General features: G+C 58.5%; 25 protein-coding genes and 3 tRNA genes. 14 read left to right on the forward strand and 14 right to left on the reverse strand.

Features of this window, described 5'->3' with window-relative positions; translation table 11 throughout:
* Together PY649_RS17845 and PY649_RS17850 are read right to left on the reverse strand one after the other, a co-directional pair.
* Positions 1 to 97 (reverse strand): GTP-binding protein (locus PY649_RS17845; RefSeq protein ID WP_133624442.1); only part of this gene is annotated, 97 nt, incomplete at its 3' end.
* Between the two features lie 378 nt (positions 98 to 475).
* Positions 476 to 919, reverse strand: coding sequence for a DUF3597 domain-containing protein (locus PY649_RS17850; RefSeq protein ID WP_285869937.1), 444 nt, complete (start codon positions 917 to 919; stop codon positions 476 to 478).
* 344 nt (positions 920 to 1,263) lie between these two features.
* Between PY649_RS17850 and PY649_RS17855 the strand changes: the two genes are divergently transcribed.
* Entirely contained in the window at positions 1,264 to 1,599 is a 336-nt protein-coding gene (locus tag PY649_RS17855) for a hypothetical protein (RefSeq protein ID WP_285869939.1), read from the forward strand.
* An 89-nt stretch (positions 1,600 to 1,688) separates the two neighbouring features.
* Here the strand turns inward: PY649_RS17855 and PY649_RS17860 are convergent.
* Positions 1,689 to 1,762, reverse strand: a tRNA-Gly gene (locus PY649_RS17860).
* Positions 1,763 to 1,786: 24 nt separating this feature from the next.
* Positions 1,787 to 1,871 (reverse strand) — tRNA-Tyr (locus PY649_RS17865).
* Positions 1,872 to 2,069: 198 nt separating this feature from the next.
* On the opposite strand from PY649_RS17865, the gene rlmB reads away from it, so the two are divergent.
* Positions 2,070 to 2,978: a 23S rRNA (guanosine(2251)-2'-O)-methyltransferase RlmB gene (rlmB, locus tag PY649_RS17870; RefSeq protein WP_285869940.1), complete on the forward strand. Its 909-nt coding sequence runs from the start codon at positions 2,070 to 2,072 to the stop codon at positions 2,976 to 2,978.
* Positions 2,979 to 3,018: 40 nt separating this feature from the next.
* Positions 3,019 to 3,720, forward strand: a complete 702-nt coding sequence (locus PY649_RS17875) for an AprI/Inh family metalloprotease inhibitor (RefSeq protein ID WP_285869941.1) — start codon at positions 3,019 to 3,021, stop codon at positions 3,718 to 3,720.
* Positions 3,721 to 3,738: 18 nt separating this feature from the next.
* Here the strand turns inward: PY649_RS17875 and PY649_RS17880 are convergent, their stop codons facing one another.
* Both PY649_RS17880 and PY649_RS17885 read right to left on the reverse strand, forming a co-directional pair.
* The gene (locus PY649_RS17880) at positions 3,739 to 4,023 is read right to left on the reverse strand and encodes a hypothetical protein (protein ID WP_285869942.1); all 285 of its coding nucleotides are present in this window, start codon (positions 4,021 to 4,023) and stop codon (positions 3,739 to 3,741) included.
* 173 nt (positions 4,024 to 4,196) lie between these two features.
* On the reverse strand, positions 4,197 to 4,466 hold the full coding sequence (locus tag PY649_RS17885; protein WP_285869943.1) for a hypothetical protein: 270 nt from the start codon (positions 4,464 to 4,466) through the stop codon (positions 4,197 to 4,199).
* Between the two features lie 273 nt (positions 4,467 to 4,739).
* Between PY649_RS17885 and PY649_RS17890 the strand changes: the two genes are divergently transcribed.
* Entirely contained in the window at positions 4,740 to 4,940 is a 201-nt protein-coding gene (locus PY649_RS17890) for a hypothetical protein (protein WP_285869944.1), read from the forward strand.
* Positions 4,941 to 5,123: 183 nt separating this feature from the next.
* Positions 5,124 to 5,963 carry a COG4705 family protein gene (locus tag PY649_RS17895; RefSeq protein ID WP_285869945.1) on the forward strand — a complete coding sequence of 280 codons (840 nt, stop codon included), beginning with the start codon at positions 5,124 to 5,126 and terminating at the stop codon, positions 5,961 to 5,963.
* Between the two features lie 54 nt (positions 5,964 to 6,017).
* On the opposite strand, the gene PY649_RS17900 is transcribed toward PY649_RS17895, so the two are convergent.
* Both PY649_RS17900 and PY649_RS17905 read right to left on the reverse strand, forming a co-directional pair.
* Complete coding sequence (locus PY649_RS17900) at positions 6,018 to 7,844, reverse strand: tetratricopeptide repeat protein (protein WP_285869946.1); 1,827 nt, start codon at positions 7,842 to 7,844, stop codon at positions 6,018 to 6,020.
* 315 nt (positions 7,845 to 8,159) lie between these two features.
* Positions 8,160 to 8,235, reverse strand: a tRNA-Thr gene (locus tag PY649_RS17905).
* 168 nt (positions 8,236 to 8,403) lie between these two features.
* Between PY649_RS17905 and PY649_RS17910 the strand changes: the two genes are divergently transcribed.
* Genes PY649_RS17910 through PY649_RS17920 form a run of 3 tightly spaced genes read left to right on the forward strand, consistent with a single transcriptional unit; the run spans position 8,404 to position 9,892 of the window.
* A complete protein-coding gene (locus tag PY649_RS17910) occupies positions 8,404 to 9,177 on the forward strand; it encodes an NAD kinase (protein ID WP_285869947.1) in 774 nt (257 codons plus the stop codon).
* 50 nt (positions 9,178 to 9,227) lie between these two features.
* Complete coding sequence (locus PY649_RS17915) at positions 9,228 to 9,482, forward strand: type II toxin-antitoxin system VapB family antitoxin (protein WP_285869948.1); 255 nt, start codon at positions 9,228 to 9,230, stop codon at positions 9,480 to 9,482.
* On the forward strand, positions 9,482 to 9,892 hold the full coding sequence (locus PY649_RS17920) for a type II toxin-antitoxin system VapC family toxin (RefSeq protein ID WP_285869949.1): 411 nt from the start codon (positions 9,482 to 9,484) through the stop codon (positions 9,890 to 9,892). Before PY649_RS17915 ends, PY649_RS17920 begins: the two co-directional genes overlap by 1 nt.
* Before the next feature lie 64 nt (positions 9,893 to 9,956).
* On the opposite strand, the gene PY649_RS17925 is transcribed toward PY649_RS17920, so the two are convergent.
* From PY649_RS17925 to PY649_RS17940, 4 genes are all read right to left on the reverse strand, one after another.
* Positions 9,957 to 10,379, reverse strand: a complete 423-nt coding sequence (locus PY649_RS17925) for an NUDIX domain-containing protein (protein ID WP_285869950.1) — start codon at positions 10,377 to 10,379, stop codon at positions 9,957 to 9,959.
* A gap of 116 nt (positions 10,380 to 10,495) precedes the next feature.
* A protein-coding gene (gene prfB, locus PY649_RS17930; RefSeq protein ID WP_285869951.1) for a peptide chain release factor 2 occupies positions 10,496 to 11,627 on the reverse strand; the annotation gives its coding sequence in 2 pieces (ribosomal slippage) (positions 10,496 to 11,557 and positions 11,559 to 11,627; 1,131 coding nt in all).
* Positions 11,628 to 11,753: 126 nt separating this feature from the next.
* Entirely contained in the window at positions 11,754 to 14,219 is a 2,466-nt protein-coding gene (locus tag PY649_RS17935) for a penicillin-binding protein 1A (RefSeq protein WP_285869952.1), read from the reverse strand.
* Positions 14,220 to 14,479: 260 nt separating this feature from the next.
* Entirely contained in the window at positions 14,480 to 15,694 is a 1,215-nt protein-coding gene (locus PY649_RS17940) for an N-acetylmuramoyl-L-alanine amidase (protein WP_285869953.1), read from the reverse strand.
* A 687-nt stretch (positions 15,695 to 16,381) separates the two neighbouring features.
* On the opposite strand from PY649_RS17940, the gene PY649_RS17945 reads away from it, so the two are divergent.
* Positions 16,382 to 19,285: an Rne/Rng family ribonuclease gene (locus PY649_RS17945; RefSeq protein WP_285869954.1), complete on the forward strand. Its 2,904-nt coding sequence runs from the start codon at positions 16,382 to 16,384 to the stop codon at positions 19,283 to 19,285.
* Between the two features lie 361 nt (positions 19,286 to 19,646).
* Here PY649_RS17945 and PY649_RS17950 read toward each other — a convergent pair whose 3' ends face one another.
* Entirely contained in the window at positions 19,647 to 20,804 is a 1,158-nt protein-coding gene (locus PY649_RS17950; RefSeq protein ID WP_285870061.1) for a pyridoxal phosphate-dependent aminotransferase, read from the reverse strand.
* A 211-nt stretch (positions 20,805 to 21,015) separates the two neighbouring features.
* On the opposite strand from PY649_RS17950, the gene PY649_RS17955 reads away from it, so the two are divergent.
* The 5 genes from PY649_RS17955 to aat all read left to right on the forward strand — a co-directional run bounded on the left by PY649_RS17955 (position 21,016) and on the right by aat (position 24,926).
* The gene (locus PY649_RS17955; protein ID WP_285869955.1) at positions 21,016 to 21,783 is read left to right on the forward strand and encodes a DsbA family protein; all 768 of its coding nucleotides are present in this window, start codon (positions 21,016 to 21,018) and stop codon (positions 21,781 to 21,783) included.
* Between the two features lie 226 nt (positions 21,784 to 22,009).
* Positions 22,010 to 22,447 (forward strand): type II 3-dehydroquinate dehydratase, encoded by a 438-nt coding sequence (gene aroQ / locus PY649_RS17960; RefSeq protein ID WP_285869956.1) that lies wholly within the window; start codon positions 22,010 to 22,012, stop codon positions 22,445 to 22,447.
* A 23-nt stretch (positions 22,448 to 22,470) separates the two neighbouring features.
* Positions 22,471 to 22,950 carry an acetyl-CoA carboxylase biotin carboxyl carrier protein gene (gene accB / locus PY649_RS17965; RefSeq protein ID WP_285869957.1) on the forward strand — a complete coding sequence of 160 codons (480 nt, stop codon included), beginning with the start codon at positions 22,471 to 22,473 and terminating at the stop codon, positions 22,948 to 22,950.
* Positions 22,951 to 22,955: 5 nt separating this feature from the next.
* Positions 22,956 to 24,308 (forward strand): acetyl-CoA carboxylase biotin carboxylase subunit, encoded by a 1,353-nt coding sequence (gene accC / locus PY649_RS17970; RefSeq protein WP_285869958.1) that lies wholly within the window; start codon positions 22,956 to 22,958, stop codon positions 24,306 to 24,308.
* A gap of 3 nt (positions 24,309 to 24,311) precedes the next feature.
* Positions 24,312 to 24,926, forward strand: coding sequence for a leucyl/phenylalanyl-tRNA--protein transferase (gene aat / locus PY649_RS17975; protein ID WP_285869959.1), 615 nt, complete (start codon positions 24,312 to 24,314; stop codon positions 24,924 to 24,926).
* Positions 24,927 to 24,974: 48 nt separating this feature from the next.
* On the opposite strand, the gene PY649_RS17980 is transcribed toward aat, so the two are convergent.
* The gene (locus tag PY649_RS17980; protein ID WP_285869960.1) at positions 24,975 to 26,369 is read right to left on the reverse strand and encodes a phosphatidylinositol-specific phospholipase C domain-containing protein; all 1,395 of its coding nucleotides are present in this window, start codon (positions 26,367 to 26,369) and stop codon (positions 24,975 to 24,977) included.
* Between the last annotated feature and the right edge of the window lie 593 nt (positions 26,370 to 26,962).

The raw sequence follows: 26,962 nt of genomic DNA on the forward strand, positions 1-26,962 counted from the left end.
TGATCGCTGCCGTCAGAGACGTCTTGCCGTGGTCAACGTGGCCGATCGTCCCGATGTTAACGTGCGGCTTATTGCGCTCAAACTTACTCTTTGCCATTTGAATGCTTCCTGTGAACGTAAATGGTGACCCCGGCGAACCGGTTTAGTGCCGCCGTTTAAGGCTTTCGTCGCATTTGCGCAAGACTTAATTGCAGGCCCTATTCTTGGCGAAGCGTAGCCGATGGCGGACAATATGCGCGGTCGGCATTGATTCGCGCCGAAGTGTTCGCCGGCCGATCCGGAAAGACGTAAAAGCATTTGCCGGTTCAGACGGTTAGATAGGCACGCCGAGGAAATATTCCAGGTGTCTGAACTGTTGCCGGAGCCGAACCGTCCGTGGATTGCCGAGCAACGAAAGACGCCCTCCCCGATGCGGAGAGGGCGCAATGATCCGCAGCCTTCGAAAGGAGACTGCATCCCGAACGATGTACTTCAATCAATCAAGCAGATCTGCCGGCACTTTGCCGCCATTTTCCGAGAGCTTCTTCATGAGAGCCTTGTGCAGAAATATGTTCATCTTCGCGGAATCCCCGGCGTCGCCGGTATAGCCCAATTCCTGTGCAAGCTCCTTGCGCTCCGCGAGGCTGGCATCCATGCCGAGCGCCTTCATGAGATCGACAATCGAATGTTTCCAGTCGAGTTTTTGGCCGCTCTTCCTAACGGCTGCATCCAGAATCGACGCGATATCCACCGGCGCGGCTGCCGCCTGTGTGGCTTGCGCACCCGTTGTTGGTGCCGATCCGGTAGAAGAAGAAGGTGGCGGTGCGGGCGTGGCTGCCGGAGCCACACCGGCCGTGGCTGTTTGGGTGGAGGCAGGCGCGACTTCCGCCGCTTTCGCCTCGCCCCAGATGGCGCTTTTGATTTTGGCAAAAATTCCCATTGGGTACTCCCCCGTTTAGGTTGGCCGGTACTATCTATCGCGCGTTCCTGTTTAAGCAAGATCTCACGCTAGAGATGTAAACATGCAGTCCCGTGACGATATGGCGGAGTGGGGACAGGCCGTGCTCCCGTAGTTTGCGATGGTAGTTTCACGAAAAATGCGAGCGATCGGTGATCGCTCAGCCTGCGATTTGGCGCGCGGTTTTGACATTCATCGAGCAGCTTCAGGAGATTTCGGGCACAGGCAGCGGTCGGCAAATATTTAAAACCACAGCGGAGATTTGCCCGCCCTCTCAATTGCCGGTCGCATACTCCGCCCCATATAGCCTGGCGGGAGGAGCAATCATGCAGAGCAAATCTCTACTCGCGGCCGTCTTCCTGGGTCTGGCTGGCCTGCTTTCAAGCTGCGCCGTCGAAAGCGGTCCCTACGGCTACAACGAGTACAGCGGCGGCTATTATGGCGGCACGGTGATCTATGGCGGCAGCAATCGGTATCGATCGCGATATTCCAGCGACCACTATCGCTATCGCAACGATCGTTATCGCTACGATCACCGCAATTACCGCAATCGCGGACGACCTCAGCACTCGATGCATCGTCACCCGGAAAATCACCATTATGGCCGGCCGGGCAGCCATCATCACCGCATAGTTCCGCCGCGTGCCGAAGGGAACAGGTAGCGACGCGGCCGAATACATAGCGAGTGCTCGCACCAAAAAAGCGCGGTTGACGCGCCATTGGCTTGGGAAAACGATTTGATCGAAAAACTTGGAGCGGGTAGCGGGAATCGAACCCGCGTATTCAGCTTGGAAGGCTGCTGCTCTACCATTGAGCTATACCCGCGGGTGGCCAAGATCCGGCGCGGAATGGTGGAGGGAGTTGGATTTGAACCAACGTAGGCTGAGCCAACGGATTTACAGTCCGTCCCCTTTAACCACTCGGGCATCCCTCCAGTTTTCCGACTGGATCCTGAGACCAAGCTTGCTAGACCCGACGTCGCCGCCGCGATCTGCGCCGCGTATATGACCGCACCGTTTCCGTCTGTCAACATGAGGTTCAGCCAAAAATGACGAAAAAATTTCAACTTGCTGGAAAAGTCCCCGGGCGAAAGAGGACTATGCGCTCAACGGCGCTCCGGCTATAAAGCCGCATGAGCAAAGACAGAACATCCGGCCGTTCAGGCCCAGAAAACACCGCTGGCGACAAGTCGGCCAAGGACACGCATTACGCCACTCTACGGCGCGCGCATCGCGACGCCAAGCGTGAGCGTGGCGAAATTCCGACGCCGCAACCACAGAAGCGCAAACCGCGCAACGCGGACGACTGGAAGCCGCCGGCGCTGGCCCCCGACCAGGTCTATCTCTACGGCCTGCATACGGTTCGTGCGGCTCTCGCCAACCCCGAGCGGAAGAACATCAAGCTGTCGGCGACGCAAAACGCGCTCGTGCGGCTTGAGATCGGACCGGTCGAGGAACTCGGCATTCCGGTCGAAATCGTCTCGCCGCAGGATATCGACAAGGTGCTTGGTCCCGAGGCAATCCACCAGGGCGTCATGCTGGAGACGCGTCCCCTGCCCGTCCGTCGCCTGGAGGCATTGAAGGATAGCCCACTGCTGCTGGTGCTCGATCAGGTGACCGATCCGCATAATGTCGGCGCCATCATGCGCTCGGCCGTGGCCTTCGACGCCGGCGCCGTCATCACCACCCAGCGACATAGCCCAACCGAATCGGGCGTGCTGGCGAAATCCGCTTCCGGCGCGCTGGAGCTGATACCCTATATACAGATCACCAATCTCGCCGATGCGCTCGGCGAGCTTCACCGTCTCGGCTTCGTCACCATCGGCCTTGATTCGGAAGGGCCGGCGGCGCTCGAGGGCACGTTTTCGGGCGAGAAAGTCGCGCTTGTCCTCGGCTCCGAGGGTAAGGGGCTGCGCCAGAAAACGCGCGAAACGGTAAATGCGCTGGCGCGCCTCGACATGCCCGGCGCCATCAAGTCGCTCAATGTATCGAACGCGGCCGCTATCGCCCTTTATGCAGCGCGGTCTTATCTGAAAATCTAGCGGCGCTGGGGCTGCCGCTGCAGATTTGGGGGAATTTGCCTTGATCCGTACTTTTAGCCTCGCGGCCGCTTCCGCCGCCCTCATCCTTGCCACCGGCCAACCGGCAGGCGCCGTCGATGACGAACTTATCAAGGCGCAAGCCGGAATATGGCTCTTGGCACCCGAAAGCGGCGCCAAGGGTTGCCGCATTACCTTCGAAACCACGCCGGCGGCCGGCGGCTACGCCATCAGCGGCGCGGACGCATGCGCCTCCACCCTGCCCGCGCTTGCCAAAGCGGCCGCCTGGAATTTCGGCGAAGACGGCACACTGGCCCTGACCGACGCGACGCAGAAAGTGGTGGCGCGATTCCAGCAAGAAGAAGAAGGTTCGCCCTGGGAAATCGAAGAGGGTGACCCGATGTGGCTGTTGCCGGCGCTTGGCGATGTCGACCATGTCCCAACCATCGCAAGCGTCGCCGGAACTTGGGAGATCCAGCAGCCTGGCGGCAAAACCATCTGCAGCATTACGCTCTCCAGCGATGCCGACACGGACGGGACACCCAAGATGTCACCGGGCAGCGACTGCCCTGCCAATATCGGCGATCTCAAGCTTTCCCTCTGGGTCATGGAGGGTTTCGGCCTGGTGATGATGGGCACGGACGGCTCTTCGCTCTCTTTCGACATGCGGCCGGATGGCAGCTTCCAGAAATCCGAGGAGGAAGAGGGAGAGCCCTTGGTTCTGGTCCGCAAGCAGGGCGGTTAAAGCTACCATTAGGGCGGTTCAGCGAACGACGATCGGCTGCGGATGTCCGGCGGATGGCTCCCACGGCGAGCGCTCCGTGACCGGACATCCATCCTGCAGCTTTGACCAGGAGGTGACGTTGAGGTTCATCTGGCATCGCGCGAGATAGCTCTTGCCGTCCACATTCATACAGGCGATCTCGCCGACCTGGTGTAGCGTTCCGTCCTTGCTTTTACAGTAGCAATTCTGCCCGGCCATCGCCGGTGCGCTTGCAATCGCAACAAACGACAAGCCCAAGACAATAGGCCTCAATGCCTCGCTCATGGATGCACCCTCGCCCTCCGTTGATGGGAGAAAGTGTATGCCTATTTTATGTGTTGTAAATGTACATACCTCCGGCGGATTCCCATTCGGAGATCGGGCAAATCATCCCTGAGGTCAGCAATACGCCACCGACGCTAATGCACCTCACAGCGATCCCAATGGCCCGGCATAGCTCAGTGAATCGACGGATCCGAATCGTCAAAGAAAGTCCTAATACCATCGCGTGCGATCGTCGCCAGGAACTCGTCGAAGGCCTCACGGTCGGTCGCGAAGGGCTCTTCCCATTCGATGAGATCCTCCTCCGGCGTGATGACTTCCATTCGCCAATCTTGCTGGGTGCCCGCCGGACGGAAGATATCGACGAGCACGGTCACGCCGTCCTCGGTAAACTCACCGGAGAGCTCGGAATGTTCGAGTTTGGGCTTCTTGGGTTTGGTGGTCATGTTTCTCTACACGCAGCAATGACGAGAATCACATGTTAGCGGTCGGCCTCACCTTTTCAAAGGGCAGCGGCTTTTCAACAGCATGCTGTTGCAGGTGAAGTCCCGCACCAGGGGCGCAGGCTCGCTTTTTCCGGCCTATCATTGGGAGCGGGCACAACTCCAGATGAAGCGCACGTGAACGCTACCCTCAGGCCACGTTCATCCCCTGGCTATTACCTTTGAATCAACGTCCTCGGAGACGTTGTACAAGAGCAAAATGTTCGGAGACCCCCGGTGAACAAGTTCTTTATCGCTTCTGCAATCGCCCTCGCCTCTCTTGCAGCCACAACCCTTCCCTCCCAGGCACAAGGCTACAATCCCTATTACCACCACCATCACTATCCCGATTATCACCACCGCCACTGCTACACGAAGGTCGTGAAGGAATGGCACCACGGCCATAGGGTCGTTCGGGAAGAGCGTGTCTGCCGATAATATTTCTATATTTCTACATCGGGCCCGGCCTTGCGCCGGGCTTTTCTTCGCGGTGACATCCGTCATGGCACCGAACCTGTCGAAGCCTCCAACCTTTACGAGATCGTCGGAAGACAATTTTAGGCCGGTTGGCCGCCGAACCATTGAACGAAACGCCGCTGCTTTAAGGCAGATGTCAGCTGGATGCTTGACGAGAAGGAGGCTGGTGGTCGCTCGAACAGGAGCCATGATATGAATCAAGCAATTCGGTCCGAGGCCTTTTCGAAGGTTCCGGAAATTACTCTGCTCTTTTGGATTATCAAAATTTTGACAACGGGCGTGGGGGAAACAACCTCCGATTTTCTCGCCCACCGGTATGATCCGGTCATTGTGGTCGCGATTTCCTTCCTAGTGCTTTGTACGTGTCTCGCCCTGCAGCTCTTCGTGCGACGATATATGCCACTGGTTTATTGGCTGGCGATCGTGCTCGTCAGCATCTTTGGCACCATGGCTGCCGACGTACTCCACGTGGGTCTCGGCATACCCTACACCGTCTCGACGAGCTTCTTTCTGCTGTCGTTGGCCTTGATTTTTGCGGTTTGGTATCTGTCCGAACGCACACTCTCCATTCACAGCATCTTCAGCCCAAGACGCGAATTGTTTTACTGGGCCGCCATTTTGACGACCTTTGCTCTGGGTACGGCGGCCGGGGATCTGGCGGCCACGACATTCGGATTGGGTTATCTTGGCGGCGGGCTATTTTTTCTGCTGGTCTTCGCCTTGCCTGGGCTGGCCTATCGCTTCGGATTGCTGGGCGAGATTATGGCTTTCTGGCTCGCCTATATCTTTACGCGTCCCCTTGGGGCTTCCTTCGCCGATTGGGCGGGCGTGACGCCCGATCGCGGCGGTCTCGATTTGGGGACAGGCCCGGTCAGCCTTGTTCTTGGCGCTATTATAGCGCTGCTCGTCGGACTGTCGGCATGGCGTCATAGGTCCAAACCGGCCATGCGCCGTGACGGCGCGGCCTGGGACCCAGCTGGCTAGATGGCCCTACTTGGCCTAACATGGCTGCACAATTTCGAAAAACGCGTTCGTCGGTTAGCGGGCCGCAATCCGCTTCAATAGCTCTTGTTGCTTCTTATAAGCATCCGGGATGTTGCCGTTGGCGAGCGATGCTGTGCAGTCTTCCAAGGCCTTTTTTAGATCGCCTAGTTCCATATGGGCGTAGCATCGATTGTTGAACGCAACGGCGACGTCGTCCTTGCCTGTCGATTTGACATCATACAGATAGTCGTACTTGTTGAGCACATTGAGCGCTTCCGGGTTGTCGTTTCGGCCAAAGTAAATCATTGACAAGCCAATCGCGGCCGAAGCTCGCCAGCCATTCTTGGACGCTGCGACCGCGCTAAACTCTTTGATTGCGTTGTCGTCATCGTGCAATTCGCGAAATGCGGACCCGCGCCAATATCGGGCGGTCATACCATTTGCCTGATCATTCGCTAGCTCTGCGCACTCGTCGACCGCAGCTTCATACTTTTTCTGCTGGAAATAGCCGTAGCAAACGAGCAACTGGCTATCGGAGCTAGCTCCTAGCGCAACCGCTTCTTGTGCTACGTCGACAGAGTCTGCGTAACGACGTTGCTTGGCATAGACCTTCGCCATCTGCTCCTTGATCGCGGCAGTCGCCGCGTCTTGCTCTTCCGTCGATGGGAACTTCGCGGGCAGCAGGTCGCGCAGCGCCTCTTGGTACTTGCTGAGTGCATTGTCGAGATTGCCCTGCCGCAGCCACGTCTTGGCGACGAGGCTATCGATCATGTAGTGATTGTGAGAATTGCTATCTTCACGCAGTCGCGTATCGCTCTCGTAACCATTGGCGGCCGCCTGGAGGACTGGTCCCGCATAGGTCTCCGACCCTGCCGTATCAATCATAGAGGAAAGAACGTCCTCGACGGCTTTGGTTGCGATGTAGTTGTCTCTTTGACCTAACTCGCTCAGCGCTTCGACCACCCTGCCCTCGCGATCGCCAGTCATATTTGTCTTCATGAACTCGCGCACGCATTCGGAGAGGCGCTGATAGTCGCTGTTTTCCCTATCATCCTGACATTGCGAGGAAGCCGTACTCAAGAGGTAGCGATAGACATCCAGGTCAAGGAGTTTGGTCGCGATGCCATTAGGGTCGGTCGACTTAAAATGGTCAACAAAGCTGAACATGACGTCGACATTACCACCCCATTTGGGCTGGAGAGCGGAAAGAACAACATCATAGGGCGGGAAGAAAGTCGGAAACTTGGAGATGCTGTCTTGTAGGGCTTGACCCATTTTGTCCGAATAGCCGGACCCGTGCAGGATTTCCAAACGCAACAACTGAAGATAGGGTTCGTTGGCATCGAGCTGAAGCGCTCGGTCGATGTCCAGCTCACTCTTATGCATGTCATCCACAAACTCCTGGACGCCCTGTTCACTCACCGTGCTGACGTATCCATGACCACGTCGGAACCAACCCGCGTCGTAATGGAATTTCGCGCGGAGCAAATGCGCGACCATGCTGTCGGGGCATTTCTGAACCCAACCGCTTAGTTGCGTCTCGAACTGCAGATCGGCTGGATCGATGAGGACATCAAGGAAATGCTTGATGGGACGTACATTCGGGGTGGGCAGGTGACCCGCCTTAAGGACGTTCTGCGTCAATCTTTCAGCGGTTTCAAAATCCGAACGCATAATTGCAGCACGAACGAGCCTTGCATTCTCCAGAGTGCCACCGTTAGCCTTTTGCAAAGGATTAGCAAGCGACACGCTTTCACGCAGGTTCCACGACGCAAACGCGTTCTCGGCCCCCTTCACCGATGTATGTTGAAGTCTAATCGCGATCGTCAGAGCAATCGACAGCGCGAGCATCGAAGACAATATCATCGAACGACGAGTCACGACGGCCACCCTTGGGCTCAGTTTGATGGAAAGTCGTCAAAGACAGTACGCGTGTAACTTTAAAGAGAATCTTCTACTATATATGCAATTTTAGCGGAAATAACCTTTGTCACCGCGCGATCAAGCGTGGCAATGCCGACTGGCGATTAAGCGTGTTGTTTGGGAATGGGCTCTATCCATGTCGTATGGAATCGCCGAATTCTAAGAGGAATACCCAGAAACAAAGGAAAGTCGGATGTGTCATGAAACACGCGTCCCACCCGCAATTAGCGGAAGAGGAGCACGATAAACCACTGAAATCCTTGGGAAGAGTGTTGGTGCCCCCGGCAGGGTTCGAACCCGCGACCCCCTGATTACAAATCAGGTGCTCTACCAACTGAGCTACAAGGGCACATCGGCATGCCAAGTAGCAGATTTTCATTTCCTGTAAAGGGAAAATCCGCCGTCCGGCTTTGGTGCCGCAGATCAAAAGACCTTTGCGGGTTCACCAGTTTCCGCAAAACGTCTTGTCGCATAGGGGGAATATCATTACCTAGTATGATTATTCAAAGGAAATTGCATGTCACGCGCTTTTCAATCTGTTTGTTTTCTCGCATCGACCGCGCCGGAAGCCCAGGCCGCGCGTGAAGAATTAATTCGACTTTACGGCCAGACGCCGCAGGAAGATGCGGATATTGTCGTTGCGCTCGGCGGCGATGGCTTCATGCTGCAGACGCTGCACAATACGATGAACTCCGGCAAGCGCGTCTATGGCATGAATCGCGGCTCAATCGGCTTCCTGATGAACGATTATCGCACGGAATGCCTGGCCGAGCGTATCGATGCGGCGGTCGAAAATGCCTTTCATCCGCTGCAGATGAGCACGCGCAACGAAGACGGCAGCACGTCCGTCGCGCTTGCCATCAACGAAGTGTCGCTATTTCGCCAGTCCTATCAGGCGGCGAAGCTGAAGGTCGAGATCGACGGTCATGTCCGTCTGCCGGAACTGATCTGCGATGGCCTGATGGTGACGACGCCCGCCGGCTCAACCGCCTACAATCTTTCCGCCCACGGCCCCATCCTGCCGCTGGAGGCGCCGCTGCTCGCCATCACCCCCGTTAGTGCTTTCCGCCCGCGTCGCTGGCGCGGCGCCCTGTTGCCGAATAAGGTGACAATCGACATCACCGTGCTGGAGCCGGAAAAACGCCCGGTCAACGCGGTTGCCGACAACACCGAGGTCAAATCCGTCGTGGGCGTCAGGATCGCCCAGACCGAAGACACGACGGCGCGCATCCTGTCGGATCCGGACAGGTCGTGGTCGGAGCGGATATTGGCGGAGCAGTTTTCGGATTGAGGATTGCCACACAAGCCTGTATAGTAAGCTAGACGCATGGAGCTATACAGATGGTGCTTAGCATCCGAAATGAAGAGGCGGATACACTCGCCAGGGAACTGGCCAGGATCGACCAAACAACCGTAACAGATGCCGTTATTGTTGCGCTGAGGGAGGCGATCAACATGCGCCTGCGCCGGGAAGCACCAAGCGAGACGGCTCGCAAAATTCTCGCTAAACGTGGCTTGTCTTTTGCGCCAAACCGGAAACCGGTGCCGCCTGAGGCTTATCACCAGCTTGATCACGATCTCAACGGCGACGAATAATGTTTGTCGATGCCTGCGCGATCGTGTCCATGATGGCGGGCGAGGACAGCGCCAAGGCCTACGAGGCAGCGCTGTTAGATGCCACCTCCCCTTCAACGTCAGCTTTGGCCGCATGGGAAGCTATCATCGTGCTCTCGCGGCCGGACCAGCTCAATTGCAAATACAGCGAAGTCGAGGGTGCTGTCCTTGAATGGCTGGATGCGCGCAACATTCGCCTTCAGGAACCGGATTCGCCGCGCCGTGTACTGTCCTTCGCCGTTGCAGTCGCCGAAAAACATGGCATCGGTCGCCGTCACCTGAGCAACTTTGATTGTTTTCACTATGCCTATGCGAAAGCGATGAGTACGCCGCTTCTGACACTAGACCAATTGTTGCGCGAGACTGATATCGACAGCGTGCCTCGAGCGTAGCCGCTGTTGAGCCGGCGCCTGCGGCTCGCGATCTGCATTTCAGGGAGATTTTGCAGCGACCTCATCAGTTCCGAAGAACTTCCTGCAGCGCTTCCGGAAATAGAGGCGTGCCCTCTTCCAGACTTCTCCAAAACCCATGTTCACCGTTGCCTTCGATATCTGGAAAGAATGTACGGTCGTACATTGCTTCGTCGACGCATCGGCACTCCACAAGCAACGCGATTTCATGTCTGAGCGCCTCATTCGCAACGAAGAATGATTCCGTAACTCCCAGCATGCGCGCCGATTCAACGATCATGCCGATCTCTTCCCGAACCTCGCGCACGGCTGCAGCCGCGGCGGTCTCGTTGAGCAAGATGCCGCCGCCAAAAGGGCGATGATAGACGATATCTCGCGTGGAATCCCTTCCCTCGAACACCAACAGGCATTCGGTCTTCGGATGCCGAACAATGGCAAGCGCGATGACACGGATATGCGGATCAGACATTGACGGCTCGCCGAAATCGTTGACCGGTTAGCTCACTAGCCATCCCGTGACTACCGTGTTACGCACAAAAAAAGCCCCGTCTCCGGGGCCTTTCTTCAATCAAACAGATCCCACTCTTAGTCCACGTCATCCACGACCGCATCGGCCGCGCCGCTGATGCGGTGCGCGAGGGCGGCTTCCATGAATTCATTGAGATCGCCGTCGAGCACGTCATCCGGGGCCGTGCTGGCGACGCCGGTGCGCAGGTCCTTGACGAGCTGATAGGGCTGAAGAACGTAGGAACGGATCTGATGGCCCCAGCCGATATCGGTCTTCGAGGCGGCTTCGGCGTTGGCAGCTTCTTCCCGCTTCATCAGTTCCGCTTCGTACATGCGGGCGCGTAGCATGTCCCAGGCCTTGGCACGGTTCTTGTGCTGCGAACGTTCCTGCTGGCACTGCACGACGATGCCAGTCGGGATGTGCGTAATGCGGACGGCCGAGTCTGTCGTATTGACGTGCTGGCCGCCAGCGCCGGACGAACGATAGGTGTCGATGCGGCAGTCGCTTTCGTTGATCTCGATCTGGATCGAGTCGTCGACGACAGGGTAGACCCAGATCGACGAGAACGACGTATGACGACGGGCGTTGCTGTCGTAGGGCGAGATGCGCACCAGGCGGTGAACGCCCGATTCAGTCTTCAGCCAGCCATAGGCATTGTGGCCCTTGACCAGAAGCGTCGCCGATTTGATGCCGGCTTCTTCGCCGTCGTGGACTTCGAGCAATTCCACCTTGAAGCGCTGCCGCTCGGCCCAGCGGGTATACATGCGCAGCAGCATGTTCGCCCAGTCCTGGCTCTCGGTACCGCCAGCACCGGAATGGACTTCCAGGTAGGTGTCGTTGGAATCGGCCTCGCCCGACAACATGGCTTCCACTTGCCGGCGCGCAGCTTCCGTCTTCAGGCCCTTGAGAGCCTCTTCGGCCTCGCGGACGACATCGGGATCGCCCTCTTCCTCGCCAAGCTCGATCAGCTCGACATTGTCGGAAAGCTGCCGCTCCAGGGCACGCACGCCATTGACGCCGTCATCCAGCTGCTGGCGCTCACGCATCAGCTTCTGCGCTTCGGTGGCATCGTTCCAGAGGGTCGGATCCTCTGCCTTGTTGTTCAACCAGTCCAGTCGTCTTACCGCCTGATCCCAGTCAAAGATGCCTCCTCAGCAAGCTGATGGCCTGCTTGGTTTCGTCGACTACATTTTCGATTTCCGCTCGCATATTCCCGCTTCTTTATTCGGCCGTTCGCTATGAACGGCTGTTCGATTCAAAGAGTGCTGGTGACATAGTTACACATGCCGCGACTGTAAAGCCCCGCGGCAAGATCATCGAAGAAATCCGATGAGATCAGAAGAGACCGCCCGCACCGGAGGTGACCGCCTGGTTGGCCTGCGGCGAGGTCTTGAGAATTTCCTCGGGCGCGACCTGCGCCGACGCATCGCCGCCGCCGATGACCGTATAGGTCGTGGCCGGGCCGGTGCCGGGCTTGAAGGCCTCCATGATGGCGTCGGGATCACCGGTTTGCGCAGCCATACCGGTCGCGCGGTTGACGGCCATCATGTTCATGCCCGCCGGGACCTGGAACTTCTGCGGCGGCTGATCCTTGGTGGCAGCCTGCATGAACTCGTTGAAGATCGGCGCAGCGATCGAGCCGCCGGTCGCTCCCCGGCCAAGCGTGCTCGGCGTGTCGTAGCCGATATAAAGGCCGGCGACGAGGCTCGGCGTAAAGCCGACGAACCAGGCGTCCTTCTCATCATTGGTCGTGCCGGTCTTGCCGGCGACATCGGTATTGAGCTTCACCTTGCCGGCGGCCGTGCCGCGGACGACGACGCCCTGCATCATCGACGTGACCTGATAGGCCGTCATCGGATCAAGCACCTGCTCGCGGTTGTCGGCGATGACGGGCTCGTCCTGGTTCTGCCACTCGCTGAAATTGCAGGTGTCGCAGACGCGTTCCTCGTGCTTGAAGATGGTCGCGCCGTAACGGTCCTGAATCCGGTCGATCAAGGTCGGCTTGATCTGCTTGCCGCCATTGGCGATGACCGAATAGGCGGAAACCATGCGCAGCACCGTCGTCTCGCCGGCGCCAAGCGCCATGGCAAGCACCGGATTCATATGGTCGTAGATTCCGAAACGGTCGGCATATTCGGCGACCAGCGGCATGCCCATATCGGCGGCGAGACGCACGGTCATCAGGTTGCGCGAATGCTCGATGGCAAAGCGCAGCGTATGGGCGCCGCCGCCCTCGCCTTCGTAGTTTTCCGGCTTCCACACCTGCCCGTTGCTGAGCGTGATCTGGAGCGGATCGTCGAGAATGACCGACGCCGGCGTATAGCCATTGTCCATGGCCGCGGCGTAAACGAAGGGCTTGAAGGACGAGCCCGGCTGGCGTTTTGCCTGGGTGGCGCGGTTGAACTCCGATTGCGCATAGGAGAAGCCGCCGACCATGGCGAGCACGCGGCCGGTATGCGGATCCATGGCGACGAGGCCACCCTGCACCTTCGGCGGCTGGCGCAGGCGATAGGTGCTGGAATCGGCATCGCCGGTCTTCTGGACGTAGATGACGTCACCAGCATTCAGCACGCCGCTCGGCGATTTCGCCGTCTTGGCGCCATTCGCCGAGCGATAAGCCCAGCGCATGTCGGCGGCGGCGATCGTACCACGCTTGCGGTCGCCTGCGACCTTGCCGGCAGCGTCGACACTCGGCTGCAGGCCGATATCGACCGTCTGGTCGGACACCGAAAGCACGACGGCCAACTGCCATTCCGGCACATCACCTAAGGCCGGGATCTTCGCAAGTTCCGAGCCCCAGTCCTGCGATGTCGCGATCTGCTTGATCGGGCCGTGGAAGCCGCGGCGCTCGTCATAGTCCACAAGACCGTCCTGTAGTGCCTTGCGCGCTTCCAGCTGCATTTGCGGATCGAGCGAGGTGCGTACCGAAAGCCCGCCCTCATAAAGCATCTTCTCGCCGTATTGGTCGATCAACTGCCGGCGAACTTCTTCGGAGAAATAGTCAGAGGCGAAAAGCGACGGACCATTCTTCGGGGGGACGACGCCGAGCGGCTGCTTCTTGGCGTCTTCGCCATCGCTCTGGCTGACATAGCCGTTCTCGACCATGCGGTCGATCACCCAGTTGCGGCGCGTCATCGCCGCGTCGGGGTGGCGGAACGGATTATAGTTGGACGGGCCCTTGGGCAGCGAAGCGAGATAGGCCGAATCGGCAATGGTCAGCTCGTTCACCGACTTGTCGAAATAGGTGAGCGCAGCACCAGCAATGCCATAGGAATTGAGGCCGAAATAGATCTCGTTGAGATAAAGCTCGAGGATCTTGTCCTTGCTATAGGTCTGCTCGATGCGGAAGGAGAGGATCGCTTCCTTGATCTTGCGGTCGAAGGTCTGGTCGGCCGAAAGCAGGAAGTTCTTGGCAACCTGCTGGGTGATGGTCGATGCGCCGACGAAACGGCGGCCGGAACCGATATTTTGGAGGTTGACGGCAACGGCGCGCATCAGGCCGCCGACATCGACGCCGGGATGATTGTAGAAATTCTTGTCTTCGGCTGAAAGGAAAGCGGCCTTGACGCGGTCGGGAATGGCCTGGATCGGCAGGAACAGCCGGTTCTCCCGCGAATATTCCTTCATCAGTGCACCGTTGCCGGCATGAATGCGGGTCGTCACCGGCGGCGCGTACTTCGCGAGGACCTCGTAGTCGGGCAGATCCTTGGAGACGACGCTCAGATAAATAGCCGCAGCCGCAGCCGCACCCAGGAACAGGATGCAGCCCAGCCCAAAGAAATATCCAATCAGTCTGACCATATAAAGCTACCGGTGCTTCTCTTCATGCGGCGCATGTGCGAGACCATCGCACATTCACGGGCGTTTTGCACGCTCAAGGTGTTAATGCAAGACGGCAACGGCACAAAGCCGTGCATGCCGCCCGCGGGCAAACAGTACTTCGCTGTAACGGCGGGAATGTGAGCAAAATAGGGCTCCCCGCCAGTATTCCTCAATTCATCCCAGCCCATAAGCAGCGGCTGTTACATGGAAGACACGAACAGCGCTCGCCGTCCGCATTCTCAGCCGCCATTCGCAATGGTCGAAACGCGGTATTGTTTCACGGCATCGGTCAGTCGGTCGGCCAATTTCTGCCGCCAATCCGGATCGAGCAGCAGCTTCTCATCATCCTTGTTCGAAAGGAAGCCTAGTTCGAGCAAAATCGAGGGAACGTCGGGCGCTTGGAGCACGCGGAAGCCGGCATGACGATGCGGATTGTTGATCATGGCGATCTGGCCGTTGAACGAGGTCAGCACATCCTGTGCCAGCGAAATGGAAAAAGCCTGCGTCTCGCGCCGCGTCAAATCCATCAGAATATCGGCGACGGCAGCGGGCTGGGCCTGCGTGTCGGCACCGGCGAGCTGATCGGAATTGTTTTCGCGGTCAGCGACTTCGCTTGCGAGCTTATCGGAGGCCTTATCGGAGATCGTATAGACCGTGGCGCCTCGGATATCCTTTTGCTTCAGCGTGTCGGCATGCAGCGAGATGAACAGCGAGGCATGGTTCTGTCGGGCGATGGTCACTCGCTGCGACAACGACAGATATTCGTCCTTGTCGCGCGTCAGAAAGGCCTTGATGCCGGGCTGGGCATTCAGCTTGTCCGCCAGGAGCTTGGCGAAGGTGAGCGTGATTTCCTTTTCCTGCGTGACGCCGTCGCTGGCCGTCGCACCGGCGTCGATACCGCCGTGACCGGCGTCGACCGCCACGAGAAAGGAGCCGGGATCAGCCTTTTCCATCGGCGCCACCGGACCGACATCTTTTGCGGTGTCGTCGTTGGTCCAGCTTTCCTGCTTGATCAGCTCCGCAAATTGCGCGGCGGGCAGCATTTCGGCGTCGAGTACGAGGCGATGCCCCTTGCCGCTTTCGTCAGGCTGCACCTTGGCCATGACCAGCTTCACCGGCTTGGCGGCCGTCAGCACGATGCGGGCGCTGTCCTCATCCATGGTGCCGTAGCGTATGTCCTTGAAGAGGCCGACCGGCTTCAGGTCACCAGCAGGAAAGCCAAAGGCCGTTGCCGGAAGGTCAATGACAACACGCACTGGGTTGTCGAGATAATGAACCGTGAACGTCGGCTCGCGGTCCATATCGATGACGATTCGGGTGCGGGCATCGTCGCCGGCGATGCGTGCGCCGTAGGCCAACAAGGGATCGGCTGCGGCCACGGCTGTCGCTAGCGGCGAAAGGATTGAAAGAGCCGTCACTGCGAGGGCTACTGCTGCAATTCGCAAAGCCCTCACCTCATTCTCCGTCGCATGCCGCTATCCCTTTAACAACTGCTCACCGCGCCCCATATCGATTTCAATGTTGTTTTTGAAGTCCAAAAATAACGGGAAGATCACGGGTAATGCGATGGTGTTGATGTGATGGCGCGCCGGGAGAAGAATCGGAAACGCCGTCCCCGCATCCTCATCACACGACGAATCCATCAATATTATGGCATACTTGGCTTTCCCCTTGCTATTGTGACAGATTAAACATACAACGCATATTAGGGTAGAAGTGTTGACGGGATAGAGTCGCCGCAAAGGCAGCCGCCTCGAGTACCAGGCGCCATAAGCGGCCGTCATCCGCCGTCTCCGGTGCTTCTGCTCCCATACTGGATATCTGAATTTCCGGTTTTGCGCGGGAAATTCATCGGTGGAGAGCCACCAAACGCTCTTTAAAGAGAGCACATTCATCGGACCCGGTTGATGGGTCTAAGGCATTGTCGATCTCGTTTGGTTACGGATGGTACCGCAGCAGCTTTTTCAGGAAGTGAACAGACCCCGGGGAACTGATGTCCCGGCTGTTGTCTGGCTGCTGTCATCGCAAAACAACCAATCGCGACTTTCATTATCCGGTGCAGCAATGGTGGATCGCATCCAGCCTGTCCTAACGGCAGGCCGGCGCCTTTCCGCATGCCGGCGCCGAGGAGCACAGCTTTCATGGCAGACAAAATGCTTATCGATGCGTCTCACGAGGAAGAGACGCGTGTTGTTGTCGTTCGCGGGAACCGCATAGAAGAATTTGACTTCGAGTCGCAGCACAAGAAGCAGATCCGCGGCAACATCTATCTCGCCAAGGTGACGAGGGTTGAGCCCTCGTTGCAGGCCGCCTTCGTGGATTACGGCGGCAACCGGCACGGTTTCCTGGCCTTTGCCGAAATCCATCCTGACTACTATCAGATCCCGCTGGCCGACCGGCAGGCGCTCCTGAAGGCGGAAGCCGAGGAGCATCGCCGTGACGACGATGTCGAACATGTCGAAACCGCGCTCGATCTTTCCCAGCAGGAACAGCCCGACATCGGCATCGTCCACAAGGACGAACCTGAAGCTGAAGCGGTTGTCGCAGACGAAGCCCAAGCCGAAGAAGCCCCTGCCCTTGAGGTAGCGGCTCCCGCCGAGGAAGCTCCGGCAAAGAAGCCGAAGCCGCGCCGCAGCCGCAAGAAAGTAGTCGCGGAAGCAGCCGCCGAAGAGGCGCCTGCAGTCGAAGCGACGGCAACGGTCGATGCGCCCAGCGAAGACGAGGAAGGCCCGTCCGGCGAAATGGCCGCGATGGTCGAAACCGACTCGATTTCCGAAGACGTCGACGTTTCCAAGCGCCGTCACGATGACGACGATGATGACGATCACGACCATGAAGAGGAAGTGATCGAATCCGTCGGCGCCGAAGACGCGATGGAAGAGGTTCCGGATCGCACACAGCGCAAGCCGCGCAAGCAGTACCGCATCCAGGAAGTCATCAAGCGCCGTCAGATCCTGCTGGTGCAGGTGGCCAAGGAAGAGCGCGGCAACAAGGGTGCGGCGCTCACCACCTATCTGTCGCTCGCAGGCCGCTATTCGGTTCTGATGCCGAACACGGCGCGCGGCGGCGGCATCTCCCGCAAGATCACCAATCCGCAGGACCGCAAGCGCCTCAAGGAAATTGCCAAGATGCTCGAAGTGCCGCAGGGCATGGGCGTCATCCTGCGTACCGCCGGCGCCAACCGCACCAAGGTCGAGGTCAAGCGCGACTTCGAATATCTGATGCGCCTGTGGGAAAACGTCCGCACGCTGACACTGGCATCGACCGCTCCTTGCTTGGTCTACGAAGAAGGCAGCCTGATCAAGCGTTCGATCCGCGACCTCTACAACAAGGATATCGGCGAGATCATCGTTGCCGGCGAAGAAGGCTATCGTGAAGCGAAAGATTTCATGAAGATGCTGATGCCGAGCCACGCCAAGGTGGTTCAGCCCTATCGCGACATTCACCCGATCTTTTCGCGCTCCGGCATCGAGGCGCAGCTCGACCGCATGCTGCAGCCGCAGGTGACGTTGCGTTCAGGCGGGTACCTGATCATGAACCAGACGGAAGCGCTGGTTTCGATCGACGTCAACTCCGGCCGCTCGACCCGAGAGCATTCGATCGAGGATACCGCGCTCCAGACCAATCTGGAAGCGGCCGAGGAAATTGCGCGCCAGCTGCGACTGCGCGACCTTGCCGGCCTGATCGTCATCGACTTCATCGACATGGAAGAAAAGCGCAATAACCGCGCTGTAGAGAAGAAGCTGAAGGAGTGCCTGAAGAACGATCGCGCCCGCATCCAGGTCGGCCGCATCTCGCATTTCGGCCTTCTGGAGATGTCGCGCCAGCGCATCCGCGCTTCGGTTCTCGAAAGCACGACGCAGATCTGCTCGCATTGCGGCGGCACTGGCCACGTGCGGTCACAGTCTTCCGTTGCGCTGCATGTTCTGCGCGGCATCGAGGAATATCTGCTTAAGAATACGACGCACGATATCACCGTGCGGACGACACCGGACATCGCGCTTTACCTGCTGAACCACAAGCGTCAGACGATCGTCGATTACGAAAACCGCTTCGGCGTCTCCATCGTCATCGACGCGGACAATGCCGTCGGCACGCAGCATTTCGCGATTGACCGCGGCGAGCCGGTGGAAAATCCGGTGAAGATCGAAACTCTGTTCAATTTCGCCGCCATTCCGGAGGATGAAGACGACGACATCGTCATCGAAGCCGATGAGGACGAAGACGAAGAACTCGAAGAAAAGGCCGCCGGCGTCGAGCAGCAACCTGTCGCCCGGTCCGAAGTCAACGAGGGCGGACGCAAGCGCAAGCGCCGTCGCCGCCGTCGCGGCCGTGGCAGTGACACCCAGGTCGCTTCCGAGTCCGCCGATACATCCGAGGAGGATGGTAACGAGGACGCGGATGAAGGCGACGAGGACGACAGCAGCGGCAGCAGCGAAGTCGCTGCCGTGTCCGGCGACGATGGACAGCAGAAGCGCAAGCGCCGCCGTCGCGGGAAGCGCGGTGGCCGCCGCAATCGTGACGGTGAAGGCAATGAACTGGCCGCCGGCAGTGAAGCGGTAGCTTCCGACGAAGGCGCCGACGATGAGAGTGACGGCGAAGAGGATGTCGCTGTGACCGTCGCTGAAATCATTGTCACCGAAGGTGAAGCTGCCGTCGAAAGCCAACCGGCCATGGCGGCAGTCGAAACTGCGCCCGTCGTCGCCGAAGAGGTAAAGCCCAAGAGCCGTAGCCGTCGCAAGCCGAAAGCCGAAGCATCACCAGTCGAAGCGCCGGTCGCCGAAGAGGCACCCGCAGTCGACGCGGAGGTCGAAACTGTTGCCGAAATCGCCGGCGATCTCGACAGTGCCGTCGAACCGGTGGCCGCAGCGGAACCCGAGGTGATCGAAGCCGAGAGCAAGCCGATACGCGCCAACCGCGAGTCGAACGTCACTTCCTCCGAACCGGTGGTCAGATCCACCCGCACCAGCGAAGGCGGCGAGACCGATGGCGAGCCGACCAAGCCTAAGAAGGCCGGTTGGTGGCAACGCCGCGGTTTCTTCTGAACACTGCTGTTCGGACCGAAATAAACAAAATCCGGCCGTGGCAACGCGGCCGGATTTTGTTTTGGATGATCATAGGCGAATATCGTCGGCTATCGACGTTCTTCTTCTGCCACTCACCCTCCTCACAAGTGCGGCGACGAGCGAGAAGACCAACAGCGACAAATAGCGCTCTCACACCAGCCCTCGTCCTTCGAGGGTCGCTTCGCTCCCGCCTCAGGATGAGGGCTAATCTTCTACGTCTAACCGCGAGTTACCCGTACGCTGCCGCACGCCGCAAAGCCGGCTCCGCCTCATCCTGAGGCCGGAGCGAAGCGACCCTCGAAGGACGGGGCGGCCCGATCCAAACCACTGATACAAAAGTCTATTTCAGCCAGGCCGCGATGCGTTCCGCCGCCTCCTCGATCTCCGCGTTCGAGCCGGCATAGGAGATGCGCATAGTGCGGTGTCCCTCGATCGGATCGAAGTCGAGGCCGGGGGTGGCGGCGACGTTGATTTCGGCCAGCATCTTGCGGGCGAAGGCCATACTATCGTTGGTGAACTTGCTGACATCGACATAGGCATAAAAAGCGCCGTCCATCGGCGAAGCGATGGAAAAACCGATTTCCGGCAGACGGCGCATTAGAAAATCACGGTTGCGGCGATAGCTTTCGCGGTAAACGTCCAGCTCGGCTCCTGCCCCGAGCGCCGCGGCGGCGGCAATCTGCGAAAGTTCGGGCGCTGAGATATAGAGGCTCTGGGCGACGCGCTCGATCGGGCGCACCAGTCGCTCCGGCAGCACCATCCAGCCGATACGCCAGCCGGTCATGCAATAATATTTCGAGAAGGAATTGATGACGATCGCTTCGTCGGTCAGTTCCAGCGCGCTCGTCTCTTCGCCGACGAAGGTCAAGCCGTGATAGATCTCGTCGGAGATGAAGGCGATCGAGCGGTCGGCGCAATAATCGGCAAGCGCCTTCAGCGCAGCCCTGCCCGTTACCGTGCCGGTCGGGTTGGCGGGACTTGCGAGCAACACGCCTTTCAGTCGTTTGCCGCTGGCTGCTTGCGCCGCCTCAAGGCTTTCCGGCGTCAGCGTGAACTGCGTCTCGGCGGTGACAGGCACTTCGAGGACGTCCAGCCCGAGGGCAGCGAGAATATTGCGATAGGCGGGATAGCCGGGACGGGCGATCGCAACGCTGTCGCCGGGATCGAACAGCGTCAGGAACGCGAGGTTGAAGCCGGCCGACGAACCGGTGGTGATCGCGATCCGCTTGGGGTCGATGGTGAGGCCGTGCCGGACCTGATAGTGACCGGCAAGCGCCCGTTTCAGCGCCAGCGTGCCGAGTGCGTCCGTATAGCCTATGCGGCCGTGACCGAGTGCTTCGCGCGACGCCTCAAGTGCGGCCTGCGGCGTCGGATGCGATGGCTGGCCGACGGCCATCGAGATGACAGCATGCCCCGCCTGGCGCCGCCGCGTCGCCTCCGCCAGCACATCCATGGCGTGGAAGGGTTCGACATCGCTGCGTTTGGATAGGGAAAACAAGGTCATTTCTTTCTCGGATCGGATTAGCGCCAGACAATTGCCGCAATATTAGCCTGTTCACAATCCCGCGATTGCGGCTTTGTCGTGAAAATTCCTGTTTCTGGAAATAAGCATGCGCCCTAAATTGCCCGCAAGCATCTGTGGATTTTAATCTGGCAATGATATCCCGACGCAGACGATAAACCTCAGCATCTACCCAAACGAGGACCCAATGACCTTTTTTTCCAAGACCCTGCTGACGGTTTCAGCGATCGCCATCACTGCATCATTCGCCATGATCCAGCCCGCTGCGGCGCTGGATGACCAACAGAAAAAAGAATTCGGTGAGTTCATCAAGCAATATCTCGTCGAGCATCCGGAAGTTCTTTTGGACGCGCAGGCGGCGCTTGAGAAGAAACAGGATGAGCAGCGCCTCGCCCAATCAGCCCGGGCTGTCACCGAAAACAAGGATGCTATCTTCAATTCCAAGAATGACGTCACGATCGGCAATCCGAAGGGCAACGTCACCGTCGTCGAGTTCTTCGATTATAATTGCACCTATTGCCGCCATGCGCTGCCCGACATGGACGCGCTGTTGAAACAAGACCCGAATGTGCGTTTCGTGCTGAAGGAGTTCCCGATCCTCGGGCCGGATTCCGTTGCCGCGTCCAGGGTCTCCGATGCTTTCCGCAAGCTGGCACCGGAAAAATATGCCGAATTCCACCATACGCTGCTTAGCAGCGATGGCCGCGCCTCGGAGGACAGCGCCATCGAAGTCGCGGCCTCGCTCGGCGTTAGCGAAGCGGCAATCCGCGCGGAAATGGCCAAGAGCCCGAACAATGATTCGGTAAAAGCCACCTACCAGCTTGCCACCGACCTCAACGTCACCGGCACGCCGGCCTATGTCATCGGTAACGAGGCAATCTCCGGCGCTATCGGCCTCGATGCCATTCAGCAGAAGATCGCCAATGTCCGCAGTTGCGGCAAGACGACCTGCTAAACCGCGGAAATGACTGTGCCGCGCAGCTTTCGGGTTGCATAATGGGCACAGTTGCGCCTCAGAAGATGCACGGGCCATTCTGAAATCGGACCGATTTCGGAACCATGCGTAAAATCGCCAAATTCGGGGCGTTTCCACACCTAGACATGCGCAACCTATGCCCTAGGGGCTTTCCTATAGGCCCTCGGGAGTCTATAGGTTGCGCTGCACTTTGACGGAACCTCTGATGGCGCAAACCATTTTCGTCCTGAACGGACCCAATTTGAATGCCCTTGGCAAACGCGAGCCGGGCATCTATGGCGGCAAGACTCTCAAGGATATAGAAGCCGACTGCAAATCCGTGGGCGAAAGCCTCGGCTTCGTCGTCGACTTTCGCCAGAGCAATCATGAAGGCGTGCTCGTCGACTGGCTGCACGAAGCCGGAGATGTCGCCGCCGGCATCGCCATCAATCCGGGCGCCTATGGCCATACGTCGATCGCGCTTCATGACGCGATCCGAGCCATTTCCATTCCGGTGGTGGAGGTGCATATCTCTAACATCCACGCACGCGAAGAATTCCGGCACAAATCGATGATCGCGCCCGCCGCCAAGGGCATGATCTGTGGTTTCGGGCCTTACGGCTACATCTTGGCGCTGCACGCGCTGAAATCCATCACGCAATAACAAGAATACAGGGCAAAACATCCATGGCTGAAAAGAAATTGGGCATCGACCAGGCGCTGATTCGCGACCTCGCCAATATTCTGAACGAGACGGATCTGACCGAGATCGAAGTCGAGCAGGAAGATCTGCGTATCCGCGTCTCTCGCGCCGGCACGATGCAGTATGTTCAGGCGCCGATCGCAGCACCCGCCTATGCCGCAGCAGCACCCGCCGTCGCCGCCTCCCCGGCTGCCGCAGCCGCCGCACCTGCCGGCAAGTCGCGCAATCCCGATAACGTCGTCAGCGCGCCGATGGTCGGCACGGTCTACATGGCGCCCGCTCCGGGCGCTGCGCAATTCATCGAGGTCGGCGCCTCCGTCAAGGAAGGCCAGACGCTGCTGATCATCGAAGCGATGAAGACGATGAACCAGATCCCCGCGCCGAAATCCGGTATTGTCACCGAAATCCTCGTTCAGGACGGACGGCCGGTCGAATACGGCGAAGCCCTGGTCGTCATCGAGTAGGCCCCATGCCCATGATTTCGAAGATTCTCATAGCCAATCGCGGAGAAATCGCCCTTCGTGTGCTGCGCGCCTGCAAGGAGCTTGGCATTGCGAGTGTAGCGGTTCACTCGACCGCCGACGGCGACGCGATGCATGTGCGCCTGGCGGATGAAAGCGTCTGCATCGGCCCGCCGCCGTCGCGTGACAGCTATCTCAACATCCACCAGATCGTTGCCGCCTGTGAGATCACCGGCGCCGATGCCGTGCACCCGGGCTATGGATTCCTGTCGGAGAACGCCAAGTTCGCCGATATTCTCGAAGCACATGGCATCACCTTTATCGGCCCGACGGCGGAGCATATCCGCATCATGGGCGACAAGATCACCGCCAAGACCACCGCGCAGCAACTCGGTATCCCCGTTGTTCCCGGCTCCGACGGCGAAGTGAAGACCGAGGCGGATGCGCTGAGGACGGCCAGGGAAATCGGCTACCCGGTGCTGATCAAGGCGACCGCCGGCGGCGGCGGCCGCGGCATGAAGGTGGCGCGCACGGAAGCTGACGTCATCGAAGCCTGGTCGACGGCGCGCACGGAAGCGGCGGCAGCCTTCGGCAACGAATCCGTCTACATGGAAAAATATCTCAGCAAGCCGCGCCACATCGAAATCCAGGTGTTCGGCGACGGTGAAGGCAATGCCGTGCATCTCGGAGAGCGCGACTGCTCGCTGCAGCGCCGCCACCAGAAAGTCTGGGAAGAAGCCAATTCGCCGGCACTCAATGTCGAGCAGCGCATGAAGATCGGTCAGATCTGCGCCGACGCCATGAAGAAGCTGAAGTACCGCGGCGCCGGCACTATCGAGTTCCTCTACGAAAACGGCGAGTTTTATTTCATTGAAATGAACACCCGCCTGCAGGTGGAGCATCCGGTTACCGAAGCGATCACCGGCATCGATCTCGTGCACGAACAGATCCGCGTCGCCTCGGGCGGCGGTCTTTCGGTGACACAGGACGATGTGCATTTTCACGGCCACGCCATCGAATGCCGTATCAATGCCGAGGACGCGCGCACCTTCGTGCCCTCGCCAGGCACGATCACACATTTCCATGCGCCGGGCGGTCTCGGTGTGCGCATCGATTCCGGCGCCTATCAGGGCTACAGAATCCCGCCCTATTATGACAGCCTGATCGGCAAGCTGATCGTGCATGGCCGCACTCGCGTCGAATGCATGATGCGTCTGCGCCGCGCGCTCGATGAATTCGTGGTCGACGGCATCAAGACCACCCTGCCCCTGTTCCAGGACCTGGTTTCCAACCAGGATATCGCCAATGGCGATTACGATATACACTGGCTGGAAAACTATCTGGCGAAGGGATCGGCTTGACCTATGGTAGGACCGCGCGGCAGAAATCCCGGCATTACTCCGGAGATCCTGCTGCGTGCCTATTCCATCGGGCTCTTCCCGATGGCGGAATCGGCTGACGATCCGGAAATCTTCTGGGTCGAGCCGGAGCTGCGCGGCGTGCTGCCGCTCGACACGTTCCACGTTTCGAAAAGCCTGGCGAAGACCATCCGCCGCAAGCCTTTCGATATTCGCTTCAATACGGATTTCGACGCCGTCATCGCCGCCTGCGCAGAGCAGACCAACGGCCGGCCAAGCACCTGGATCAACAAAACCATCCGGACGCTCTATTCGACCCTGCACCATATCGGCCACGCCCATTCCGTCGAGGCTTGGGAAGGCGGTAAGCTGGTCGGCGGGCTCTATGGCGTATCGCTGGGCTCAGCCTTCTTCGGCGAGAGCATGTTTTCGCGCCGCACCGACGCCTCGAAGATCTGCCTCGTCCATCTGGTCGAACGCCTAAAGCAGCGCGGCTTCACCCTGCTCGACACCCAATTCACCACCGAACATTTGAGGACATTCGGTGCAATCGATGTGCCGAAGGATCAATACGCAAGAATGCTGGAAAAGGCGATGGAATCGCCTAATCTCAGCTTCTAGAGCATCCCGCGTTCAAATGAACGCGCGGCGCTCTAGGACAATTGAAACCTAACCGACGCGCACCAGCTGCCAGCGTTCGGAATAGGCGTTATTACCATTCTGGGGAGGGTAATAATGGTAAAGCTTCACCAGAGTACCGTCCGCGCGCGAGCCGCCATAGACGTCAAGAACCGAACCGGGCGCGTTCTTGGGACTTAACGTCACCAAACCATCCGGGCGTGTTTCGAGCTTCCATCTTAGATAGTCTTGATGAGACGGGTCGTCGAGAGTGATTGCCGCTCCATCGCTGGTGCTACCATCGCGAACGGACAAGGCCAAGTCGGAAACACTGAGCGGAGCCAGGCAGAAATAGCCATCCCGGTCGATGTCCCCCAGCAACCAGCGTTGATTGTCACTTGATTGTGCCTTGGAAATACCGACGTCGCGGTAATAGTCGTTCTCGCGGCCGTACACGGTCAACGCACTGTCTGGCGCAAGCTTCGGCCGCAGTTCATAAATGCCGCCATCAACGACCCGGTCGGCGACGTTGGTGCTGATAATGGTCGAGATAAGATTGGCCGGCTTCAGCAACGCCTCGGGAAAATCCATTGGTATAACGCCATAACGCGCGGGCGTCGCTTCGCTGAAGAAATCAAGGAGCCGAGGATTGACAGAGTCGGCTATATATTCCGGTGTGGGTGTCATCTTGATAGCGGCTGGGGCACCGCCTGTGCCGCTGCTAAAATTGATATAGAGCTTGTCTTTGATTTGGTCCTGTGCCGCGTTCAAAGCCTGTTTCTTCCAGTGGTCGTATTTTCGTCCGAGCGTGGCGTATCCCCAGGCATCGAACTCATCTTGTACGTTGTAGACGACCCCGTCGCTATTTTTGCGTTCGAAGGTTTGGTCGCCCGGCCAATCAGTCACATTGATGCCAACCTCACTGTCGTCGAAGCGGCGCAGTAACACTATGCGGCGGCGAACCCGACCCAGCTTCGGTATTTTCTTTTCGGTATAGAAGAAGTCACGGTAGCGTGGATCGCTCACGCTGGCGGAAACCAGTTCCGAGAACAGCTTGACGTTGTCGTCTTTCCTCCGGTCATTGTTGATCGACATTATGATGCATTCGGAGGTGTGTTCCGCGAGAAACTTGCAGCACTCGCTCAGCACATAATCGAAAGTATGGTTCAAGCTGACCGAGCCATGGCAGAGAACCAGGTTCTGGCCGCCGTAATCAAGACTTGCGTATAGACGCACGTCGATGAAGCGAATGCCGCGATTGAGTTGATCTTTCAATGGAAGGTGCTGGCACAGTGACAGATTGCGCCCTTCCATCACGGAATCATTTTCCGCGAGGTATGTCATGGTATCGTGCGTGCCGGGTATGGTCAGTTCCGTCAGAAACCTGTCGTCGCCGATATGGTGCATCCAATCGGTCGCGATTTCTCTGCTTCTCGGTCTAGGCATCGGAACTCCTTGTGCAATGCTTAAACAAAAGATACCGGCGAAAGACTTTGGGTGGGCGGGATTACATTCTCGAACTTGCATGGCAGCATCAGATCATCGAAGACGGTCACACATGTTATATTCAATCATGTCGCGATCTTTAAATCGAGAAACCAGAGATTTCATGAAACTGAAAGAATAAGGCGATTATCAACCCGGCAGAGTAGCAGCTAGCCGTCGAATTCTCAGCCTGTATCGCTGCGAAGCTGACGGACGACGAGAACAATTCACCACTGAGGCTTTCCGGGCTTCAAATCCCGGCTGTTCGCTGCTACCGTTTCGCGCGAAGGGCGTTTGCGCGTAGAGGTTTCATTTTGCCTTTGTAATTACCGGTCTCATCCAAAGCACCCAGCGCATCAGGGTGGCCCAGCGCCGTCTGGTGCATATTCATGTCCATCGGGTGATGGCCTGAGACCGGTTTGGCATTGTCAAACGCGCCCAGCGCAGCCACTGCTGTCTCAGCTCTTCAGCCGTCCTGCAATATCGCCATGCCGTGCCCTGACGGGCTTGTCTCACCGCCAGCTTGGTGGACTTCCAAACGGAAGACCAAGACG

The sequence above is a fragment of the Rhizobium mayense genome (assembly GCF_030272705.1).
GTDB classification, from domain to species: domain Bacteria; phylum Pseudomonadota; class Alphaproteobacteria; order Rhizobiales; family Rhizobiaceae; genus Rhizobium; species Rhizobium mayense.

What these genes read in the sequence shown, in the direction of transcription:
- PY649_RS17925 (WP_285869950.1), bottom strand. Translation starts at nt 10,379, where the DNA reads ATGTCTGATCCGCATATCCGTGTCATCGCGCTTGCCATTGTTCGGCAT.
- PY649_RS17885 (WP_285869943.1), bottom strand. Translation starts at nt 4,466, where the DNA reads ATGACCACCAAACCCAAGAAGCCCAAACTCGAACATTCCGAGCTCTCC.
- aroQ (WP_285869956.1), top strand. Translation starts at nt 22,010, where the DNA reads ATGGCGCAAACCATTTTCGTCCTGAACGGACCCAATTTGAATGCCCTT.
- accC (WP_285869958.1), top strand. Translation starts at nt 22,956, where the DNA reads ATGCCCATGATTTCGAAGATTCTCATAGCCAATCGCGGAGAAATCGCC.
- PY649_RS17915 (WP_285869948.1), top strand. Translation starts at nt 9,228, where the DNA reads ATGGTGCTTAGCATCCGAAATGAAGAGGCGGATACACTCGCCAGGGAA.
- PY649_RS17935 (WP_285869952.1), bottom strand. Translation starts at nt 14,219, where the DNA reads ATGGTCAGACTGATTGGATATTTCTTTGGGCTGGGCTGCATCCTGTTC.
- PY649_RS17980 (WP_285869960.1), bottom strand. Translation starts at nt 26,369, where the DNA reads ATGCCTAGACCGAGAAGCAGAGAAATCGCGACCGATTGGATGCACCAT.
- PY649_RS17910 (WP_285869947.1), top strand. Translation starts at nt 8,404, where the DNA reads ATGTCACGCGCTTTTCAATCTGTTTGTTTTCTCGCATCGACCGCGCCG.
- PY649_RS17955 (WP_285869955.1), top strand. Translation starts at nt 21,016, where the DNA reads ATGACCTTTTTTTCCAAGACCCTGCTGACGGTTTCAGCGATCGCCATC.
- accB (WP_285869957.1), top strand. Translation starts at nt 22,471, where the DNA reads ATGGCTGAAAAGAAATTGGGCATCGACCAGGCGCTGATTCGCGACCTC.
- PY649_RS17945 (WP_285869954.1), top strand. Translation starts at nt 16,382, where the DNA reads ATGGCAGACAAAATGCTTATCGATGCGTCTCACGAGGAAGAGACGCGT.
- rlmB (WP_285869940.1), top strand. Translation starts at nt 2,070, where the DNA reads ATGAGCAAAGACAGAACATCCGGCCGTTCAGGCCCAGAAAACACCGCT.
- PY649_RS17880 (WP_285869942.1), bottom strand. Translation starts at nt 4,023, where the DNA reads ATGAGCGAGGCATTGAGGCCTATTGTCTTGGGCTTGTCGTTTGTTGCG.
- PY649_RS17895 (WP_285869945.1), top strand. Translation starts at nt 5,124, where the DNA reads ATGCTTGACGAGAAGGAGGCTGGTGGTCGCTCGAACAGGAGCCATGAT.
- PY649_RS17855 (WP_285869939.1), top strand. Translation starts at nt 1,264, where the DNA reads ATGCAGAGCAAATCTCTACTCGCGGCCGTCTTCCTGGGTCTGGCTGGC.
- PY649_RS17850 (WP_285869937.1), bottom strand. Translation starts at nt 919, where the DNA reads ATGGGAATTTTTGCCAAAATCAAAAGCGCCATCTGGGGCGAGGCGAAA.
- aat (WP_285869959.1), top strand. Translation starts at nt 24,312, where the DNA reads ATGGTAGGACCGCGCGGCAGAAATCCCGGCATTACTCCGGAGATCCTG.
- PY649_RS17920 (WP_285869949.1), top strand. Translation starts at nt 9,482, where the DNA reads ATGTTTGTCGATGCCTGCGCGATCGTGTCCATGATGGCGGGCGAGGAC.